We start from the raw sequence: 19,105 nt of genomic DNA, 5'->3' as shown, positions 1-19,105 counted from the left end.
GCCAGAATTCTTCGGCACGCCCTTCAGGGCGTCCTTCCTTCTCCCAGAGCAGGTAAGCGCGCTCCCGGACGGCCTGCTCCAGACCCTTTCTGGTTTCCGAATTCCCCTGCAGGTCGTCGCCGTACGGCGCCATCTGACCGCCACGACCGGTGTGCATCCTCGAAGTGAGAGTGCCGAGCTGAGCGTCCGCCACGAGATGGCCGCTTGCTGCCGCTTGCAGCGCCTTCGCCAGGTATGCCGCATCGTCAGCATTGCCCGACTCGCCCAGCGTAATCGGGTAGGTATGCAGGACATTGCCACTGCCGTCCATTACGTCAACCAGTCGCTCTGTCATGATGGTTTTCCTGACGTTTCCTATTGAATGTCGGGCTGTGTCGCGCGATCCATAGTGGACCGCCGAACGTGCCGGTCTCCATAGTCAATCCGGCGGGCGGCTTGAACCGAGTATGATCCACCGCGGTGGCGCGCGTCTTGCTCCCACTTGGGCTCTGCGAAGGCCTTGCATTTCCCCCTGACAATCCGCTGAGCGGACGCTGCCCAAAGAGACCCCATGACAAATTACACACAGGCGATCGGGGGCATTTCCGACGAAGAGTCTTTCCGGCTTCTCGTAGCAGGCGTGAGGGACTACGCAATTTTCATGCTGGGCCCGGACGGTTGCGTCAAAACCTGGAATGCCGGAGCGCAGCGCTTCAAGGGCTATGCCGCGAATGAAATTATTGGCAAGCACTTTTCCACGTTTTACACGGAGCAAGACCGGATCGCCGGTCGTCCCGCTTTCGCGCTCCAAACTGCGCTGAACGAAGGAACATTCGAGGATGAAGGCTGGCGGGTGCGAAAGGACGGCAGTCAGTTCTGGGCGAGCGTGGTCATCGATCCAATCCGTGATGATGCGGACCGTCTCATCGGCTTCGCCAAGATCACTCGTGCCATCACGGAGCGAAAGGTCGCCCAGGACGCGTTACGGGATAGCCAGGAGCAGTTCCGGCTGCTGGTTCAGGGGGTCACCGACTATGCGATCTTCATGCTTTCACCAACCGGCGAGGTGACCAGCTGGAATGCCGGCGCCGAGCGCATCAAGGGTTATAAGCGCGACGAAATTCTCGGCAAGCATTTCTCTTGCTTTTATACCGATGAAGACCGAGCCAATGGCCTGCCCGCCCTGACGCTGTCAACCGCCGCCGCAGAAGGCCGCTTCGAGCGGGAAGGCTGGCGGGTATGTAAGGACGGCAGCCGCTTCTGGGCGCATGTGGTGGTCGATGCTATCCGCGATGAAGCTGGTAAGCTCGTCGGCTTCGCGAAAGTGATACGCGACGTGACCGAGCGCAAGCAGGCCGCGGACGCGCTGGAGCGCGCCAACGCTGTGCTGTTCCAGTCACAGAAGATGGAATCACTGGGCCAGCTGACCGGCGGGGTCGCCCACGATTTCAACAATTTGCTGGCCGTGATGTCGAATGGACTCGAGGTGCTTTCGCAGCGCGTCCACGACCATGTCGGTCTCACCATGCTGGAAACGATGCATCGCGCGGTCGCCCGTGGCGCGACGCTCACACAGCAGCTGCTTTCTTTCGCACGCCAGCAGCCGCTCAAGGTCGAACCATGCAATGTGACGGCGGTGATCCGCGGCTTCGAGGCGATTCTCCGGCGGGCCGCCGAGGGCGCGATTGGGCTCGAGGTAAGGGCGAAATCCCGGCCGGGGCCGGTCCTGCTCGATGTAGCCCGGTTTGAGGCGGCACTGCTTAACCTGGTCGTCAACGCGCGCGACGCCATGCCCGACGGCGGAAAAATTGTCATCGACGTGGAGAACGTCGAACTCGGCGAAGGGACGGTGGGGATGCTCGCGGCCGGCCCGTATGTCAGGGTGTCCGTCGCGGACACCGGCTCGGGGATGCCGCCCGAGGTTGCGGCGCGTGCTTTCGATCCGTTTTTCACCACCAAGGAGGTCGGCAAGGGCACCGGCCTTGGCCTGAGCCAGGTCTACGGTTTCATTGCCCAGTCGGGCGGCGACGTGCTGATCCAGAGCGAACCAGGCCAAGGCACGGTCGTGAGCATCTATCTGCCGGTCGCGGAAGACTCCTCTGGCGGCACTGACACGTCGACTGGCCCGGCACTGGATACCGTGCTGGTGGTTGAGGATGAGCAGAATCTGCTGGACGCGACGGCCCAACTGCTTCACAGCCTGGGTTACGAAGTACTGACCGCCAGCAACGGGTCCGAGGCGACGGATGTGTTGAGTCGGCGCGACGACATAGGTGTCCTGTTCACCGATGTCGTGATGCCTGACGGAATCGATGGCATCCAGCTCGCGCGTTACACGCGTAACCTTCGTCCTGATATCAGAATCGTCCTTGCCTCGGGATATCCCCTTCCCGCTCTGAAGGCGCAGCACGGAAATCTCAGCGACTTTACGTTTATCCACAAACCGTACCGGCTGGCCGATCTCGTGCGGGCGCTGGGCATGGCGACGTAGCGGCGGCGGTGTAGCAGGTTCCTTGAGCGAGGCGTGCGGTACGCGGCGATGGTGAGTGCGGCTTGCATTGATAGAATCATCGGGGCGGATAAGTCTTCGATAGCTGTTCCAGCTGGTCGTTACCCCATCCACGGACCCGGTGCAGATACGCGCGGGCGAACCGCAACCGGGAAGCCCCAGAGCCGTTTGGCTTTTTCAAGGAATGACATGCGACTGGCTGATTTCATCCTGCGCGATATGGAGCGCATCCTGACGCAATGGGAGGCATTCGCCGTGACATTGCTGCCTGCGGCGGCAAGCATGGATTCGCTGGCTTTGCGTGACCATGCCCGGCCGCTGCTTGAGGCCATGGTGGCCGACCTGTCGACCTGGCAGACCGCGGAAGCGCAATCACAGAAAGCATGGGGGCGGGCCCCGCAGCTGGCCGATGCGCCGCATACGGCGGCCCAAACGCACGCCATTCTGCGTGCGCAAAGCGGTTTCGACATTAATCAGCTGGCCGCCGAGTACCGCGCGCTGCGCGCCAGCGTGCTTGAATTGTGGATGGATGATTGCCAGCCTGAAGCGCCCCATCTCGATGACATCATCCGTTTCAATGAAGCGATCGACCAGGCGATTGCCGAATCGATCCGTTCTTTCAGTGCGGAGGTCGAGCAGGCACGCAACCTGTTCCTCGGGATGCTCGGCCATGACATGCGCAGCCCGCTGCAGACCATCCAGGCAACGGCTGCCTATCTCGCAAGGATGAATGCCGGTGATGGGGTATCGGCTGCCGCCAACCGCCTGATCCGAACTGGTGCCCGGATGCAGGCGTTGCTCGACGATCTGTGCGATTTCAACCGCACCGAGCTGGGCTTGGGAATCAGGATCGTGCCAGCCGACGTCGACCTTGCGGCGGTATTTGCCGATGAGACGGATCAGCTGCGTGCGGCTCATCCCGACCGCCAGATCGTGCTGGAGGCGCCTGTCAGCCTGCGCGGTGTTTGGGACGGTCCACGCCTGCAGCAACTACTGGGCAACCTGGTCGTGAATGCGATCAGATATGGCGCTAATGACCTGCCAGTGCGGGTGGTGGTGACGGGCGACGAAACGGAAGTCCGGTTCGAGGTAAGAAATGCGGGCGCCCCCGTCGAGCCCGCGCTGCTGCCAAGGCTATTCGACCCCCTCCAGCGCGGCTCAGATGCCGGATCCCGGAAGGGCGCCAATCTCGGGCTCGGACTGTATATCGCCCGCCAGATCGCCGCGGCGCACGGCGGCAAGATCGACGTGCGGTCGGACGCACAGGAGACAGCCTTTACAGTGAGCCTGCCCCGACGGGCAGTCACCTAAGGAGCGCTCTGCGACCAGGGCATCTCGTGACGCTTGCCGCCTTTCTCGGGCACTGCGGCGACTGCAACGCCCCAGACAGGCAAAGCCCGTGACGAGGCCGAGCGCACAGGCAACTCTTCTCTCGAAACCAGCCTGGTCATCGCGCCCGTCTGGATAAACTCTCGCGCAACGAAGAGGTACAAGCGAAGCTCGAGGCACCAGAGCCGCGCCGTAGCTATCGGCGTGCGCGCCTTCCTTCGGTTGCGATTGCCGCGGCCTCCGAGCTCCGCATTGGCACGATTTTAGGTTAGCGTACGCGGCCAAAAACACGTCACCAACAGGCTAAATTATGATGAGGTCTTTTAGAGTCATGCGATCAACGGACAGACATCAATGAAAGAAAGGGCAACCGTTTTGTGTGTCCGAGACAGCCGTATCTTGCTGGTTGCGAGGCTAAGGTCGCGTTGGGCGCTTCCGGGCGGCCGAATCCGTCGAGGGGAAACGCCTCGCGAAGCCGCACTGCGTGAACTGGAGGAGGAGACGACACTCACCGCGACCGAACTGACTTACCTTTTTCAGTTCAACGGTTTCAACACGCTCCACTATGTATTCTTCGCCGAGGTGGCGTATCAATCGATTGCGCAGCCGAGCAACGAAATCGCTAAATGCAAATGGTTCGCGCCCGTTAAGGTCGGAACGCTTTTCACGAGTGTACCGACCCGGGGAATCGTTGAGCTTTTCTTCCGACACGTGGCCGCTGTCGAACACGGGGGTTTGCGACGGATATCGGAGCAACTCGTAGATGTGGCGCCATGAACTGCACATATCAATATCAAGGATTCGACATCGAGGTGTCGGTTGAGGCAGGCGTCAACTGGCGGGGCGGCCGGGCCGCTTCGGAAGAAGTTGGATATGTCGCCGTGGTGAGGATCTGCAAGGCTGGTTCCGCGGTAGCCATTTTCTCCCCCCTGCGTTTTGGCGAAGCCCAAGGCAAGCCATTTCCCAGCGAAGCAGATGCGCTCATGGGTGGTTATAGCGCGGGGCGGCGGATCGTCGATGATCTGTTCGATTCATAGTCAGTGGATCAGCGGACAAAACGAATCAGCGCCTGGGGTGTTTGACTCAGATGTTTGTTCGACGTCGAATGGCCGAAGTGAGCCTATGACCTGCCGCTTTGCTACGCCTTGCGACTGTCGGTTCTTGGCCGAATTGGAGCGTTGCCGCTTCGCAGAGGCTCAACCCGCACCAGATTTGTAAGCGCTAATTTGAGTGCACGGGCACGCGCGTGAATGTCGCCTTTCGCTGCAAATCTGCTGACGCGCAAGCGGGACGTTTGCGTGGATTTTTTTGCTCAGGCGGCGTTCGTCGAAGCCTGAGACTGCATGAACCGAAATGGCAGTAGGTCGCTTATGTCGGCGTCTTGTGCTCGTTGAGGCAGTTGGGTCAGAACGTGAAGCAGGTACGCGTATGGCTCGACGTTGCACGCGCGGCATGTAAGCACGAGACTGTAGATGACGGCGCTGGCTTTCGCTCCGGCGATCGTGTCGCTGAAGAGCCAAACTTTTCTGCTAGTGGCGAACGGGCGAATGTCCCGTTCCGCGATGTTGTTGTCCGCTGGGGCTTGCCCGTCGCCGACGTAACGGCTGAGATACTCCCACTGATTAAGCGTGTAGTTGATGGCATCGCCCAGCGCGCTTTCGGGTGGCACTTGCGGTGCTTGCTCATCTAGCCAAACTTTGAATGCCTCAAGGAGCGCAACGCTGTGCTGCTGTCTTAGTCGTAAGGTATAACTGACACGCGTGTGCCCGCTCGGAGGTTTCTCTCGCGCGAGAGCTTCGACGCGGTAGAGTCGCTGGAAGAATTCGAGTGCTTGCTGCGCGCGTTTGCCTAATTTCTTCTGCGTCTTCAGCGCGTCTACGAATCCGCGTCTCGCATGAGCAAGGCAGCCGAAGTGGGTCACACCTTTGATTGCTCGCCAGGCGCTATACCCGTCGGTCACCAGCATGCCTTTGTAATCCGCGAGAAACGCCTGGGGATATTGCTTGCCGCGTCCGGGTTGATAGTCGAACAACACTACAGGCTCTTCGCTATCCTGCCCACTGCGGTACAGCCACATGTAAGACTGGCTTTGTGCGGCCTTGCCCGGCTCCTTCAGCACCTGAACGGTCGTCTCGTCACCATGAACCAGCGGCTGCGACAGCAACGTCTTGCGTAGCTCCTGGTACAGGCGGTCGAGATGCAATTGCGTTGGCTTGATGACCCAGTGCCCCAGCGTGCCTCTGCCCACCGGAATGTTTGCACGCCGGAGCGCCTCTTCCATCCGATAGAGTGGCGTGCCGTCGACGTACTTACCCGTCATCACCGTGGCGATCATGGCCGCGCTCGCCCGACTGCCCGGCAACGGTTGAGCCGGCATCGGGGCGGTCAGGATCGGCGTCCGCTCAGCGACACGTTCGCAATGACGGCAAGCATATTTGAAACGGACGTGCTGCAGGACCGAGGCCTTTACTTCGATATGCAGTTGTTCGCTGATTTCCTCGCCCATACGATGCAGCGCGTTGCTGCAGCAGGGGCAGATCTTCTGCTCCTCGGGCAAGTCGTACTCGATTCGCTGACGCGGAAGATCTGCAGGCAGAGGCTTGCGTCCTCGTTTGCGGCGAGCGGGCTTGGGCGCCTCCGGCAGACCGGTGTCTGGTAAGTCGAGTTCGTCTACGTCCTCGTCAAGGTCCTCGATTGCGTTCTGCTCGGCCTCGTTGAACACCCGATCCTGGAGCTTCTCGCTGCTTGGCGCGAAGCGCTTGTGTTGCGCGAGCCGGAATTGTTCCTCGAGATGGCGTACGCGTTCGCCCAACTGGCGGTTGCGGGCCTCGAGCTCGCGAATGTAAGCCTGCGCGGCAGGAGGCAATTGGGAGAATTCGCGTTCATCCATGGCGCCCACAGTAGCCAAATGCAACGCTCGATGGGTTTACGGAAATTTGTAACAGCTATCGGGAACGTCGCTCGGAGAAGGCGCGCCGCATCAGCTCGTATGATGGTACTGCCGGGCCGGATGACGTCGTACCGCGTCGATGTCGATGCCGTCCAAGAGCCAGTGCAGCTGTTCGGTCGTCAACTCGATCACGGGCTGCTTCCGGGATGGCCACGCGAAATGGTCCGCCTCGAGGCGTTTCAACATCAGCCAGAAGCCCGAGCGTTCGTATAACAACAGCTTGACGCGGTTGCGTTTGCGATTATGGAAAGCGAACACGGCGCGAGCGAAGGGGTCGAGCTGCATCGACTGCTCAACCAACGCCGTGAGGCTGTTGATTCCCGCCCTAAAGTCAATCGGTTCACGGTGCAAAAAAACGCGAAGGTCGGAATCAAGCCGGAACATCAACGCTCTCCCAGCGCGGCTATCAACGCCGCGACAAGCGTCGCATCATGCCGTGAGCACTCAAGTTCGACTGTTACCCCGTTCGGCAGATGCGCTGACAGGCGCGCCGTTGGTCGCGAGGCAGTCGCTGACTGCTTGTGACTAGACGCCGGCGGCGCAGAGCCCGGTTCAATAGCTAGGACCGGGATGAAAGCCGCCGCTGACGGCTCGACCGCTCGAGCAGAGTTTGCCTTCTCCTGTAGCCTTATCCACTTGTGAAGCTGGTTTGCGTTCACCTGCGCCCTAAGTGCGAGCCCAGCGATTGACGCTCCTGGTCGCAAGCACGCCTCAATCAGTCGGCGCTTCCCGTCAGGGTCGTATCGTCGTTTGCCGTTGGAGCACTCGCGAATGACTCGAAGTGGCAGAAAGTCAAACTCATCGTCGCTCATGGTCTGCGTCCGCAATGTGAGTTGCGGACGCAATGGTCGCTCCTAGAAGCCGACAAAGATAGGTGTGCTCGTTTTAGCGCTTACCCAGATTTGGCCGCTCCCGACCGTGGCTTCCCCCCGACTTCAGTCAGCGGGTCGTATCGTCTGGCTTGGGGCTTTTGGCCACAACGAAGCGACTTTGAACAGCGACGAGCTGGTCGTCAGTGGTCGCCACCAGCCACAAATGCGCGTTCTCCGCAATTTTCCGGTTGTGGTCCTTCAACGGGCCCAGTGCGGCAGCGGCCTTCCAGACCACCGGGCCAATGCGGCTGCTCCTGCCCGACGCCGCGCCTACCAACAGGCAGTAAGGTCCAAGCGGAAGTGATACGAACGGCAGCGCCGGACTCGCGCGCACGCGCCAGTCGATGAAGGGTGTTTCACTGATAAGCAGCGGCGTGGGCAAGCCGTAAAGCACACTGAAATCGTACAGTGCCAGTTGCCCCCGCGTGGCCGCGTAAATACGCCGAACATCAGCGACAACCGCCGCGCGGATTTCGTCCTCGAACATTGGCTCCTGCGCATAGCGGGCCAATGCCTTACGTGCATCCAACTGATATGCGCTGCAGAGCCCGAGTTCGACGCAGTCTTGAACTGCACGCTGGACTTCCGCCACAGAGCCGGCGTCTTCTGGCTTGCCCGACTGCGCTGCCCGTAAGAACCGAGCAAGTCCCGCTTCCTGGATCACAGGGCCAGCCGCAGACGCATCCTCATCAGCGTCCTTATCGAGCGGCACATAGACATATTTTTCGGCCGCAAAGCGCGATTTCTTACCTTCATCAAACTTGATTTCACCATCGGTGCAGTCCAGATAGCGAGTACCGATGCGGCCATGCTCCCAGACCCAATTCTTCAGGAGCGGACGTAATGGATGCAACGGATCGCGGTCAGTCATTGAAACCTCCCAGTGCCTTCGCATAGTCCCACGTGGTCGTGTGTCCTGTCGAGGACACGGCAAGCGCGAAGTACTCCATGACCGAGTCCAGGCCGACGGCGAACGCAGCAAACCGACCCGAAGCCGACTTCGAGCATGACGCAGCAAGGATGACCGTTAACGAAAACCTGCGGACATCGCTGCGTAGACCCCTTGGCGCTTTAAATCGCGTCACGAGCGTCACACTAATGAGGCTCCAAAACGGTCATCGTAAAGATCAGCTTTGACTTGCCTTCATTCGCGTACCGGTGTGGCGCGTCGGTCCGTGCTACCGAAGAGCAGCCAGCGGGAATCAGAAGTTCAGTCTCGTTCACCGCAATTTTCAGCTGCCCCTGCTCGACGTGAATCAGTTCGAACGTTCCTTCGGGGTGGCCAGCGGATTCAAAGACTTCGCCTGGTTGCATTTCCCAGCGCCATAGCTCGATCATGTTCGGCCCGCTCGTGCCGGCGAGCAGCCGCGCAGCACCGCCTTTCGGCCCCGTCCACAATGTCGGGATGTTTTGTTTCTCGACGAGGTGCAGAGCAGGTGAACTGGCCACGTTGACGATGTCCGCTACGGACACGCCAAGCGCCGCCGAAAGCTTGCAGAGAATGGCGATACTGGGATTGGCGGAACCCTTTTCGATCTCGACCAGCATGCCTTTGCTCACTCCCGACCGCCGCGACAGCGCGTCCAGCGTCAGCTTTTGCTGCTTGCGGTATTCCCTGAGGCGAATCGCGACCGCCTCACTCACCGCCTGAACGTTGGCACCGGCTTCGGTCGATATATTGACTTTTTTGGTCATTGGTCGATATGATGTTCCAAAATGGTCACCAACGGATTCTCTATGCGCACCGTCCTCCCGTCAATCGCCCGCGAGATTGCGGTGCTCGCTCCGGGCTTTCGTGCGCTGAGCATTAGTGTCAGCGCATCGCGGATGGTGAGGCCCGACCTCGGTAAGCAAGCGCTCGAAGCAGCGTGCCAGTCCATCGCACCAGGCGCCCCCGCATGGGCCGACGCGCATCTTTCCGCATGGGCCGACGTGTTCAGGAAATTCGGCGCCAAGCCGCAGCGCACCGCCTGTTCCGCCGATGCGCTGCGCAAGCGGACGCTGAAGGTCGGGAGCTTGCCGAGCATCGATCCAGTCGTCGATTTGTACAACGCCGTCAGCCTGAAATATGCGATTCCTGTAGGCGGCGAGAATTTTGAGGCGTATGTCGGGATGCCTCGACTGGTGATCGCCGACGGCACGGAAGAGTTCGACACGATCAAAGGCGGTGTGCCGGCCCTTGAAGCACCGGAGAAGTGCGAAGTCGTATGGCGCGATGATGTTGGCGCTACTTGTCGCCGTTGGAACTGGCGGCAAGGCGTGAGGACCAGACTGACTGCCGATGCCAAGCAGATGTGGTTCGTTCTCGAAAGTCTGCCCGAGATGCCGATCAACTCGCTGAACGAAGCTGGCGACGCGCTCGTCGATGGCCTGCGTTTGCTGATGCCTGATGCCGCGATCGACACTCGCCTGATTGGCGCGCACATTGAGTGATGCGGACTTTTCACATGCTTCCGTCCGCCTCGTTCCTCGTTGCCACCCTGTTATTAGCGGTCGTTCCCGGTCCTGGTATCGCGTATGTCGTCGCGCGTACTGTCGCGGGGGGCAAAGCCGAGGGCATCGCCTCTTCGATGGGCGCGGCCATCGGCGGCATGATTCACGTTTTCTGTGCCGCACTCGGTCTCTCGATGCTCATCGCTCGATCGGCTGAAGCCTACGCCCTCGTGAAGTACATCGGCGCCGCGTATTTGGTCTACCTTGGCATTCGCACGCTCGCGTCGAAAGCGCCAGCAGATGATCAATCGGCGCAGCGACAGACAGGCGTGCGAAAGGCGTTCCGAGACGGGATCATCGTCGAGGCGCTCAATGTCAAAACGGCGCTGTTTTTCCTGGCGTTCATCCCGCAGTTTCTGTCCGCCGATCATGCGCTCGCGCCTCAGTTCATCATGCTCGGAACGACGTGCATCGTGCTGAACAGTACGGTCGATCTCGTGGCCGTCTTTGCGGCGCACCGCGTTGCCGGCTCGGGTACCGCCAAAGTCGCAAGACAGCGACTCATGGCTCGGCTATCCGGTGCGACGATGCTCGTGCTCGGCATCCTCGTCGCCGCCGCGAATCGAGAAGGCTAGTTCTTCATCATTCTCAGAACGCCGACCGCGTGCGTTCCGTCCCAGGTCCGTGTCACGAGAACCGCTATGTACATACCTCATCACTTCAACCAATCCGACACTGAAGTCCTGCAGCAGCTGATCGCCCAGCACCCGTTCGCGGCGCTCGTAACGCATGGAAAGAATGCTTGATGGAATCGTTGGGCTCGAAGTCGAATTCACGCAGTTGGTCGGAAAGCGCAAACTGGGTCAGCATAAGGATGCGCGCGACATCCGTGGTCCTGCCGAAATACTCGTGTCTCGCGGAAACCAGCAAATCGGTGACGCGATGCTTGCCCGTGCCGCCGGGAAGGTTGATTGAGCTTGCTACGTCACGCTAGGCGCTGAATGCCTATCGAGGACTCGGGGCGGCAGGGCTAAAGATGGAGTTGTGCTTCGCCTCTGTCGTGGTCTTGCCGTCGGCCCGCTCGCGCATCACCCGTTCGGAAAACAGGCGCCAACGCGACCTCTGGTCCATGCACTGGGCAATCGAGCGGTTAAGCGCAAGTGGGCTACACACCGGTCGCACAGCGTCGTCCAGCCGGCGGCAACCGAGCAGCAGCGGTCATCCGAACGGCTGCCCAGGGTTGCTCGTGAACGTCCCTTCGTGAGGCGATCGCTCAAAGGCAGGAGGACAGAAAGATCTGCGTGCGTTCGGGCAAACGAAAGCTTCCGTGAACGTGACAAAGCCCGCGCAGGCCTTCCGCACTGCGGAATCCGGTGATGGTCCGCGCATGCCGATCCTGGACATTACCGGCGCCGCCACTCACAGCGAGTCTCTCATGTCGCATTGCTTGTGATGGCAGCGATCAATTCCCTGGTTGTCAATACTTCATGGGCGTAGGTGGGGCCATTAATATCCATGGCAGCGCGAAGTGCTTCATGTGAACGCGCAGAGGTCGCATCCCGAACGAGAGTTACGTGATAGCCAAGTTCCATCCCGATGCGGCCCGTCGCTTCAAGGCAGGTGTTCGCAAGCAGTCCAATCAGGATGATCTTTTCCTTGTAGTTCCTTTTAAGCAGTTGGTCCAGATCGGTATTTGGAAAGCCGCTGGATGCCCAGTGCTCAGTCGCAACAATGTCGCCTGGTTGCACCTGAAATTCATCGTGAAACGTACCGCCCCATGTTCCCTTTGCAAAGGCTTGACGCTCAGCCGCACCAAGCTGGTAAGGCGACGGATATTTCCAGTTCACGTAGTCACCCGACTCCCAACGATGGTGCGGTACGTGAAAAATCGTGAGGCCGGAGGTACGCGCCGTTCGTACGATCGTCCGAAGGTTCTCCATCATGTTGTTCTCTGCGGCGATGTCCTTGATCCACGGAAATAGCTTGCCTCCGTCACTCAGAAAGTCGTTGTACAGATCCACGCAAAGAACTGCTGTGATCTTGGGGTCGTAGCTGGTCATCGAAATCTCCGCTGTTGAACTGCGAGCCGAACCGGCCAGAGGCGACGCCGGCGCTTGCTGAAAATAGAATTAGCGGGCGATCTGTACGGCTGCTGCCTTTTTTACACGTGTCATGAGAACAACTGTGTCAAAGAAATTGATCCGACTTTCGTCAGGTCGGCGGTCACAGGCGTATCGAGCGCGCTCATGCAAACTTGAGTCCGATCACGCCACCGAGAATCAGCAGAATGAAAAACACCCGCAACGGTGCGGCCGAATCTCCGAGCAAAGCGATACCAAGAATTGCCGTACCCGCCGCCCCGATTCCGGTCCACACGGCGTAGCCGGTCCCGACCGGCACTGTACGAAGCGCCACGGAGAGCAGAATCACGCTCGACAGCCCGGTCGCGACCGTAAGCAGCCCGGGCGTCAGTCGCGTGAAGCCGTCTGAGGCCTTCATCGCAAAGGCGAAAGCGATCTCAAGCACGCCTGCCAGGCTAAGTAGTAGCCATGCCATCAGTGAAAACTCCGTACAAGGTGCGCGATGTCAGGCTTTAGCGTAAGCTGCGGCGGGAACGGTGCGGAAGGCGATGCCAAGACGATTGAAAGCGTTCATCAGGCTGATCGCATAGGTGAGGTCGGCGAGTTCCTTGTCATTGAATTCGGCCGCCGCCGCTTGATAAGCGTCATCGGGAGCGTGCGTTGCCGCCACATCCGTGACCACTTCCGCCCAGGCGATCGCTGCTTTCTCGCGCGCGCTGTACAGCGTGCCGGCGTCGTGCCAGACCTGTAGAAGGGTGAGCTTTTCCTCCGATACCCCGAGCTTCTTCAGGTCTCGCGTGTGCATATCGATACAGAAAGCACAGCCATTGATCTGCGAGACGCGCAAGTACACGAGGTTGATCAGCTCCTTCGCAAGGCCGCATTTCTGAAGTATCGAATGTACTTCACCGAACGCCCGATACGCGTCCGGCGACGCCTTGCTGTAGTTGATGCGTTGTGTCATCAAGAATCCCTCTGATCGATCGTTAAAGAGGCTTCATCTTGTCTCACCTTGGTCTAGTTCAAAAGGACCATGAACTTGCATCCGCGCTATGCCATGATTCTTGGCGCATGTGTCGACCCGGTCACATCAGCGCCAGGATTCGCTTGCCGAGTTGCGCCGCGGTTGCCTGACTGTCAACGTTCGTGAAGCCGACGAGCAGCGCCGATCCGACTTGCCGTCCCTCGCTCCAATCCGAAAGTGCTTCGGCGTACAGGCCGTTTTCACCCATACTCGCAACGAGCCGGCGGTCCGACCGGCGACCACGCAAACGCAAGATCAGATGCATCCCACCAGGTTGTGCATCGATGTCCACATAGTCACCCAGAGCGCTTTCAAGACCTGCAACCGTTGCATCGCGTCGTTCGGCATATAGCCTGCGCATTCGCTGAATATGTCGTGCAAAGTGCCCCTCTCTCATGAACGATGTCACCATTGCCTGAACGAGGTGGGACGTGCCTGTGCCAAGCGTTTGAACGACCTGCTCGAAGCGTTCGACGAGCGTGTCGGGGACGACCAGATACGCGAGTCGAAGGCTCGGCATCAGCACCTTGCTGAAGGTGCCCGCATAAAGGACTCTTTCGTTTCCATCAAGACTTTTCAGCGCTGGCAAGGGCCGGCTGACATAGCGATATTCGCCATCGTAGTCATCTTCGACGATCCATCCCTTGTTTCGCGCAGCCCATTCCAGCAAGGCCAGACGGCGGGGCAACGAAAGTGTTACGCTTAAAGGGCTTTGATGGGCGGGAGTCACGATCACCGCCCGCGCGCGCGGCGCAAGTTCAATGCCGCAGGCAACATCTATTCCTTCTTCGTCCACCGGAATGGAAACTCCGCTCAGATTGAGCATACCGATCAACTGCCGGGTCGGCGGGTACCCCGGATTTTCATACCACACCTGATCGCCCGCGTGGAATAGCGCGTGAGAGATGAGTTCGATCGACTGACGATAGCCTGATGTTACGAACACCTGTGTTGGCGCGCACTTAATCCCGCGCGCGACCTGAAGGTATGTCGCGATAGCCCCGCGAAGCTCTTCCAGGCCACACACCGGCGGGTGAATCATGTCGAACGCTTGCATGGCACGAATCCGGTTCGCGCCCAGCCGGGCCCAAATTTTTCGTGGAAACATGTCGAGTGCAGGCAAGCCCATCTGGAAAGGCAAGATGGAATCGGGTCGGAAGCTGGGGGCTTCTGGCACGGCCTTCAACTTTGGCTGCACCTCCCGTGTTGGAATCCGTTCTCGGAGGCCGGGCGTGACGATGGTTCCCGCCTGACCTCGCGAGACGACATACCCTTCGGCGGCCAATAGCTCATACGCAGTATTCACCGTGCCCCGGGCCAGACCCAGTTCGGTCGTCAGGGCGCGCGCGGAGGGTATTCGGTCGCCGGGCTTGAGCGTGCCATCCGCGATGACCGCCACGAGACGTTCATAGATCTGGCGATAAAGCGGAGTCTCCGCGGTTGGATCGAGCGGTGAAACAATCGATGTTTTCAATTTGACCATGAGCGGTCGCGTCTGCGCGTCTGAAAAAGGATTGAACCATGGCATGCGAAACAGGCGTCTCATGCTGTTCGCAGCAGTGACAGTTTTGTCTGCCGCTTCGGCATTGTCCGCTATTCAATTCGACGTCGTCGTGATGGTCCATACGAAAACTCAATTCTTGGTTCTGTTAGCTAAACCATCCCCTCGTTAGAGTATTCCCACGCGACGCCTTCATCAAGCGATCCAGGCGCATCAGAAGAACACAGCACCGCTGCCTTGAAACGGAACTTTGGGAACCACTTAGATGAACATCCTGCATCTCACATTCAGTGCACGGGGAGAGTCTTCAGAGAGTCAAAGGCTTTCGAGGAAAATCGTCGAGATGCTTTTTCAAAGAAATCCCAAGGCCGAACTGGTCGTCCGCAGACTTGGTGATGGAGCGCTACCGCACGTCGATGCGGACTATGCGTTCATGCAGCATTCAAACGATGCGGGACCCTACGGAAAGGGGTCGTCCGCCATGTCCGACGAGTTGATCGTGGAGCTTGAGCGGGCGGACGTAGTCGTCATCGGAACGCCCATGCACAATCTCAGCGTGCCGTCCTCCCTTAAGGCGTGGATCGATCATGTGGTTCGTGCGCGAAGGACGTTCACCATGGCAACCTCGGGCAAGAAGGGCATGCTGCGCGATCGACCTGTGTACATCGCGGTAGCGTCCGGCGGACGCTTTTCCGGAACGAACGCTCATCAGCTGGATTTCCTGACGCCCTATCTGAAAGCCTTTCTGGCGTCGATCGGACTCAACAATCTGCGCTTCTTCTCAGTAGAAGGGACTGGCGCACGCGCGGAGTCCGTGGAACTCGCCCGTCGCGTGGCCGATCAAGCGCTCACGTCCCATTTCAACTCTCTTGAGCTTCAGCATGCCAGAGAAAACCTCGACTGAAACGCTGTCGCGCACAATCAACGCCATCGCCGTTTTCTGCGGCTCGAACTTCGGTGCTTCTGAACAATACGCACAGGACGCACGCAAGCTCGGCCTGGCCTTGGCAGGTGTGGGCATAAAGGTAGTGTATGGTGGGACGACCAAAGGATTGATGGGTGTCGTAGCCGATGCGGCAATATCGGCGGGAGGCCAGGTGCACGGCGTCATCACAGAAAACCTGCATCGGCGCGGCCATTCGCATTCGGCGCTAACTCAATGCGAGATCGCATCCACGCTAAGAAAGCGCAAGGAGCGGATGGTCGAGCTTGCTGACGCATTCATTGCACTGCCCGGAGGAATCGGAACGATTGAAGAAGTGATGGAAGCCTGGACGATGAACCAGTTGCAGGAAATCGACAAGCCTTTGGGTCTGTTGAACACTGCGAACTTCTTCATGCCCTTCATGGGTTTCATCGATCACTTGGTTGAGCAGAGATTTCTGCCTTTCGCACATCGTGAATCCATCGCTATCCATAGCGACCCAAACGAATTGATTGAGTCGTTACGTCGTCAGTCACGTATCGATGTACCCAAATGGATTTAGCTGATGAGACCATCATCTACATCATGAATATGATCGGACGGCCGCTTACGAGTCTCGAAGAGGCACTCGCATGACCTAAGAGCGGAGGAACTGTACGACCGCTTGTGGCCGCGAGCCGCCCGACGGGGGTCTGCGGCGGCATGCGTAGCGGAGCGCGAGTCCAATCGCCTAGCCAGTGACTCTTTTATTTTGCGTCGTCGAAACCCTTGCCCAACGAGTCTCTATAGACCTCGGAGCATCGAGTATTCCTCAAGTGACACATTTACTGTCGCAACGGTGACAGATTTAATACGGCCTACGCTACCTCCAAACGGCGATCAGGCTAGAACTTCGACCAGTCGCCTTCAGCCGCTTCCGCCACTGCTGACGGCTTTGGCGCAGCCAACGGCTTCAACGCACCGGTCGTCGGCGCGCTCTTTTTTGCCGACGTAGCCCGCGGCGTGGGAAGTCCTCGGTGGCTCACTGGCTGCTTCGCGTGGCCGGTACGGAAAACGGCGACGGCTGCAGTCAGTTGCTTCGCCTGGTCCTCCATCGAACCTGCGGCTGCCGCTGCTTCCTCAACAAGCGCCGCGTTCTGCTGCGTCACCTCGTCCATCTGCGAGATGGCTTGATTCACTTGCTCTATGCCACGGCTCTGCTCGTTCGACGCCGAGGCGATCTCGCCCATGATGTCGGTGACACGCTGGATCGCTCTGCCGACGCGTTGCATGGTTTCGCCTGCTCTCGCGACGAGTTCCGTTCCGGCCTGCACGCGGCCGCCAGACGTCTCGATCAACTCCCTGATCTCTTTCGCCGCTGAGGATGAGCGCTGTGCAAGGCTGCGAACTTCGCTCGCCACTACGGCAAAGCCCCGACCTTGATCGCCGGCGCGAGCCGCTTCCACGGCGGCGTTGAGTGCAAGGATGTTGGTCTGAAAGGCGATACCTTCAATGATGCCGATGATCTCAGCAATCTTCGCCGAACTCTGCTCGATGCTAGCCATCGTCTCAACGACCTGTCCGACGATCGCACTGCCCTCGTTCGCGACGACGTTGGCGTTGTCCGCCAGCCCGCTCGCCTGCTTGGCATTCTCAGAATTCTGCTTGACCGTGGAGGTGAGCTCTTCCATGCTCGCGGCAGTTTCTTGAAGCGATGCCGCTTGCTCCTCGGTACGCGACGACAGGTCCGTATTGCCTGCGGCGATCTGCTTGCTGGCGCTAGCGATCGCTTCGCTGCTCGACCGGACGCTTCCGACAGTAGCGGCCAACTTGTCTTTCATGGCGGCAACGCCGGCAAGCAACTGACCCATCTCATCGCGCTTGTTGATCGTCACTTCTTGCGTGAGATCGCCACTTGAAATGTGCTCGAAGTGCATCAGCGCTTCACCAAGCGGCGTCATGATGGCACGGCGCAAGACGAGCCAGCCAACCGCCGCTGCAGCGATTCCCATAAAAAGCGCGACAAGACCCAGGTTGCGCAGTGTCGCCGCACGGGCTTCGTTCTCTGCCTCTTGGCGCGCCGCGTCTGTAAGTTGGAACGCCTTCAACTTGTCGAACGCCTCGATGCTTCGGGTATATGACGCAGGGAGGTCCTTGTACGCGAGGCGCGTAACGGTCTCCTTGTCACCCGCTTGAATTGCAGCGCTAAATTTTTCGACGTTCTGTCGCACGTCCGCCCTCGCATCGACGACTGCCTTCGCCAGAGCGTCCTCATCGGCGCCGCGTGGAATCGCGTCATATTTGCTGTACCACTCGTCTGACTGGCGCATGAAACCACTGGCGCGCGCTGGAAGTCCCGGTGCATCAGCATCTGACGGATCCAGCGCGTAGCGATCGAGCGCGAGTCGCGCGCGTGCGATGTAATTGCTCGAGATCCCGAGCGCGTTGACCGCGGGAAGAGAGTTCGCAGTGATGTCTTTCGCCGACGCGTGAATCGCGCTGATGCCATAAAGGCCAAAACCTACCGAAAGCGCCAAAATCAAGCCGAGGAAGGCCATAGTAAGCGCGAGTCGCGCTCGAATCGTGAGGTTCTTCATAGTTTTTGGTTCAAGCGCTTTTCGCAAAAGGCTGCCGGTCGCGCGCCCCGCGCATGCCTGCCGCTTCTCGATAGACGACGGTTCGTGTATATCGGCTGCAGAAAGGCACTTTTGTAGTGGAAAAGCGATCCAGCACGGAAGGCAAAAGAACGGGATTCGGCAAACCAGCCCGGAATTGGCCAGCACTCCGGCGTCGCAATGGACGGCGGGGGGCGAACCTCTTGCCGCCCACGCGCGGCTTCCAGTCGCGGCGCAACAAGCCCCCCCATCAACCTAGACGCACACACCGTCGCCAAGCGCCAACGAACATATCGGGTTTATGGTTCAGTTTTTATCCAGCATGCCGTTGTCCGGTAGTTAGCAGCGTCTGCACACGAGCGCCCTGCCTGAATAAAACATGAGGCCAATTCAGAATGAAGACCGATCAACGACACGGCGCGCCAGAGGCGAGCAGCGAAGAGTTCCTCATCTTTAACCTGGGGCAAGAGCAGTACGGGATTGACATCTTGAAAGTCCAGGAAATTCGCGGATATGACTCGGTGACGCGCGTTGCAAACGCGCCGGTGTTTATCAAGGGCGTTATCAACCTGCGCGGCGTGATTGTGCCAATCGCCGATATGCGCCAGAAGTTCGAGTTGGAGCGAGTGGTCTACGACGACCAGACGGTTGTCGTCGTGCTCAACGTCGCGGGCCGCGTGGTCGGCATCGTCGTTGACGGTGTCTCGGGCGTGCAGACGCTCACGGCCGAGCAGATCCGACCAGCGCCCGCATTCAATTCCACGGTCAGCACGGACTACATCACAGGGATCGGGACGATCGACGACGGTATGTTGATTCTGATGGACATCGAGAAACTCATGACGAGCGAAGAAATGGCGCTGGTTGAAAGCGCCACTGCCTAAGCACACCAACAAACCAACACGCCA

General features: G+C 59.3%; 22 protein-coding genes. 11 read left to right on the top strand and 11 right to left on the bottom strand.

Features of this window, described 5'->3' with window-relative positions; translation table 11 throughout:
• Nucleotides 1-334, bottom strand: a 334-nt coding sequence (locus AWB76_RS26270; RefSeq protein WP_157696227.1) for a DUF2934 domain-containing protein, incomplete at its 3' end; no start/stop codon positions are given.
• A 216-nt stretch (nucleotides 335-550) separates the two neighbouring features.
• On the opposite strand from AWB76_RS26270, the gene AWB76_RS26265 reads away from it, so the two are divergent.
• The 4 genes from AWB76_RS26265 (at nucleotide 551) to AWB76_RS26250 (ending at nucleotide 4,854) form a co-directional block, all read left to right on the top strand.
• Nucleotides 551-2,470: a hybrid sensor histidine kinase/response regulator gene (locus AWB76_RS26265; RefSeq protein ID WP_061163041.1), complete on the top strand. Its 1,920-nt coding sequence runs from the start codon at nucleotides 551-553 to the stop codon at nucleotides 2,468-2,470.
• 207 nt (nucleotides 2,471-2,677) lie between these two features.
• A complete protein-coding gene (locus AWB76_RS26260) occupies nucleotides 2,678-3,799 on the top strand; it encodes a sensor histidine kinase (protein ID WP_061163040.1) in 1,122 nt (373 codons plus the stop codon).
• A 372-nt stretch (nucleotides 3,800-4,171) separates the two neighbouring features.
• Nucleotides 4,172-4,594 carry an NUDIX domain-containing protein gene (locus AWB76_RS26255; protein ID WP_061163039.1) on the top strand — a complete coding sequence of 141 codons (423 nt, stop codon included), beginning with the start codon at nucleotides 4,172-4,174 and terminating at the stop codon, nucleotides 4,592-4,594.
• Nucleotides 4,591-4,854, top strand: coding sequence for a hypothetical protein (locus AWB76_RS26250; protein ID WP_061163038.1), 264 nt, complete (start codon nucleotides 4,591-4,593; stop codon nucleotides 4,852-4,854). The genes AWB76_RS26255 and AWB76_RS26250 overlap by 4 nt, the downstream gene beginning before the upstream one ends.
• Nucleotides 4,855-5,129: 275 nt before the next feature.
• Here the strand turns inward: AWB76_RS26250 and tnpC are convergent, their stop codons facing one another.
• From tnpC to AWB76_RS26230, 5 genes are all read right to left on the bottom strand, one after another.
• Entirely contained in the window at nucleotides 5,130-6,707 is a 1,578-nt protein-coding gene (gene tnpC, locus AWB76_RS26245; protein ID WP_061163037.1) for an IS66 family transposase, read from the bottom strand.
• A gap of 90 nt (nucleotides 6,708-6,797) precedes the next feature.
• Nucleotides 6,798-7,151, bottom strand: a complete 354-nt coding sequence (gene tnpB, locus AWB76_RS26240) for an IS66 family insertion sequence element accessory protein TnpB (protein ID WP_061163036.1) — start codon at nucleotides 7,149-7,151, stop codon at nucleotides 6,798-6,800.
• Nucleotides 7,151-7,579, bottom strand: a complete 429-nt coding sequence (gene tnpA / locus AWB76_RS39430) for an IS66-like element accessory protein TnpA (RefSeq protein ID WP_074171420.1) — start codon at nucleotides 7,577-7,579, stop codon at nucleotides 7,151-7,153. Before tnpA ends, tnpB begins: the two co-directional genes overlap by 1 nt.
• 127 nt (nucleotides 7,580-7,706) lie before the next feature.
• Complete coding sequence (locus AWB76_RS26235) at nucleotides 7,707-8,510, bottom strand: hypothetical protein (RefSeq protein ID WP_061163053.1); 804 nt, start codon at nucleotides 8,508-8,510, stop codon at nucleotides 7,707-7,709.
• A gap of 224 nt (nucleotides 8,511-8,734) precedes the next feature.
• Complete coding sequence (locus AWB76_RS26230) at nucleotides 8,735-9,334, bottom strand: helix-turn-helix domain-containing protein (RefSeq protein WP_061163035.1); 600 nt, start codon at nucleotides 9,332-9,334, stop codon at nucleotides 8,735-8,737.
• A gap of 42 nt (nucleotides 9,335-9,376) precedes the next feature.
• Between AWB76_RS26230 and AWB76_RS26225 the strand changes: the two genes are divergently transcribed.
• The 4 genes from AWB76_RS26225 (at nucleotide 9,377) to AWB76_RS26215 (ending at nucleotide 11,047) form a co-directional block, all read left to right on the top strand.
• Nucleotides 9,377-10,072 (top strand): B3/B4 domain-containing protein, encoded by a 696-nt coding sequence (locus AWB76_RS26225; RefSeq protein ID WP_061163052.1) that lies wholly within the window; start codon nucleotides 9,377-9,379, stop codon nucleotides 10,070-10,072.
• Between the two features lie 14 nt (nucleotides 10,073-10,086).
• The gene (locus AWB76_RS26220; RefSeq protein ID WP_061163051.1) at nucleotides 10,087-10,707 is read left to right on the top strand and encodes a LysE family translocator; all 621 of its coding nucleotides are present in this window, start codon (nucleotides 10,087-10,089) and stop codon (nucleotides 10,705-10,707) included.
• A 66-nt stretch (nucleotides 10,708-10,773) separates the two neighbouring features.
• A complete protein-coding gene (locus AWB76_RS43100; protein ID WP_074171419.1) occupies nucleotides 10,774-10,878 on the top strand; it encodes an FMN-binding negative transcriptional regulator in 105 nt (34 codons plus the stop codon).
• Nucleotides 10,862-11,047 carry a hypothetical protein gene (locus AWB76_RS26215; protein ID WP_061163034.1) on the top strand — a complete coding sequence of 62 codons (186 nt, stop codon included), beginning with the start codon at nucleotides 10,862-10,864 and terminating at the stop codon, nucleotides 11,045-11,047. The genes AWB76_RS43100 and AWB76_RS26215 overlap by 17 nt, the downstream gene beginning before the upstream one ends.
• Nucleotides 11,048-11,505: 458 nt before the next feature.
• Here AWB76_RS26215 and AWB76_RS26210 read toward each other — a convergent pair whose 3' ends face one another.
• The 4 genes from AWB76_RS26210 to pdxR all read right to left on the bottom strand — a co-directional run bounded on the left by AWB76_RS26210 (nucleotide 11,506) and on the right by pdxR (nucleotide 14,660).
• A complete protein-coding gene (locus AWB76_RS26210) occupies nucleotides 11,506-12,132 on the bottom strand; it encodes a cysteine hydrolase family protein (protein ID WP_061163033.1) in 627 nt (208 codons plus the stop codon).
• A 184-nt stretch (nucleotides 12,133-12,316) separates the two neighbouring features.
• Nucleotides 12,317-12,628, bottom strand: coding sequence for a DMT family transporter (locus AWB76_RS26205; protein ID WP_007589321.1), 312 nt, complete (start codon nucleotides 12,626-12,628; stop codon nucleotides 12,317-12,319).
• A 30-nt stretch (nucleotides 12,629-12,658) separates the two neighbouring features.
• Entirely contained in the window at nucleotides 12,659-13,117 is a 459-nt protein-coding gene (locus tag AWB76_RS26200; RefSeq protein ID WP_061163032.1) for a carboxymuconolactone decarboxylase family protein, read from the bottom strand.
• Nucleotides 13,118-13,238: 121 nt separating this feature from the next.
• On the bottom strand, nucleotides 13,239-14,660 hold the full coding sequence (gene pdxR, locus AWB76_RS26195) for a MocR-like pyridoxine biosynthesis transcription factor PdxR (protein WP_061163031.1): 1,422 nt from the start codon (nucleotides 14,658-14,660) through the stop codon (nucleotides 13,239-13,241).
• Nucleotides 14,661-14,943: 283 nt separating this feature from the next.
• On the opposite strand from pdxR, the gene AWB76_RS26190 reads away from it, so the two are divergent.
• Nucleotides 14,944-15,582 (top strand): FMN-dependent NADH-azoreductase, encoded by a 639-nt coding sequence (locus AWB76_RS26190; protein WP_061163030.1) that lies wholly within the window; start codon nucleotides 14,944-14,946, stop codon nucleotides 15,580-15,582.
• Nucleotides 15,560-16,165 carry an LOG family protein gene (locus AWB76_RS26185; RefSeq protein ID WP_061163029.1) on the top strand — a complete coding sequence of 202 codons (606 nt, stop codon included), beginning with the start codon at nucleotides 15,560-15,562 and terminating at the stop codon, nucleotides 16,163-16,165. Before AWB76_RS26190 ends, AWB76_RS26185 begins: the two co-directional genes overlap by 23 nt.
• Before the next feature lie 322 nt (nucleotides 16,166-16,487).
• Here AWB76_RS26185 and AWB76_RS42770 read toward each other — a convergent pair whose 3' ends face one another.
• Nucleotides 16,488-18,179, bottom strand: a complete 1,692-nt coding sequence (locus tag AWB76_RS42770) for a methyl-accepting chemotaxis protein (protein WP_061163028.1) — start codon at nucleotides 18,177-18,179, stop codon at nucleotides 16,488-16,490.
• Between the two features lie 413 nt (nucleotides 18,180-18,592).
• On the opposite strand from AWB76_RS42770, the gene AWB76_RS26175 reads away from it, so the two are divergent.
• Entirely contained in the window at nucleotides 18,593-19,081 is a 489-nt protein-coding gene (locus AWB76_RS26175) for a chemotaxis protein CheW (protein WP_061163027.1), read from the top strand.
• Nucleotides 19,082-19,105: the final 24 nt, after the last annotated feature.

Origin of the sequence: Caballeronia temeraria, assembly GCF_001544795.2 — a bacterium.
In the GTDB taxonomy this organism is placed as follows: domain Bacteria; phylum Pseudomonadota; class Gammaproteobacteria; order Burkholderiales; family Burkholderiaceae; genus Caballeronia; species Caballeronia temeraria.
Note: the sequence above shows the minus strand (reverse complement) of the source record. Positions and strands in the feature narration are given on the sequence as shown.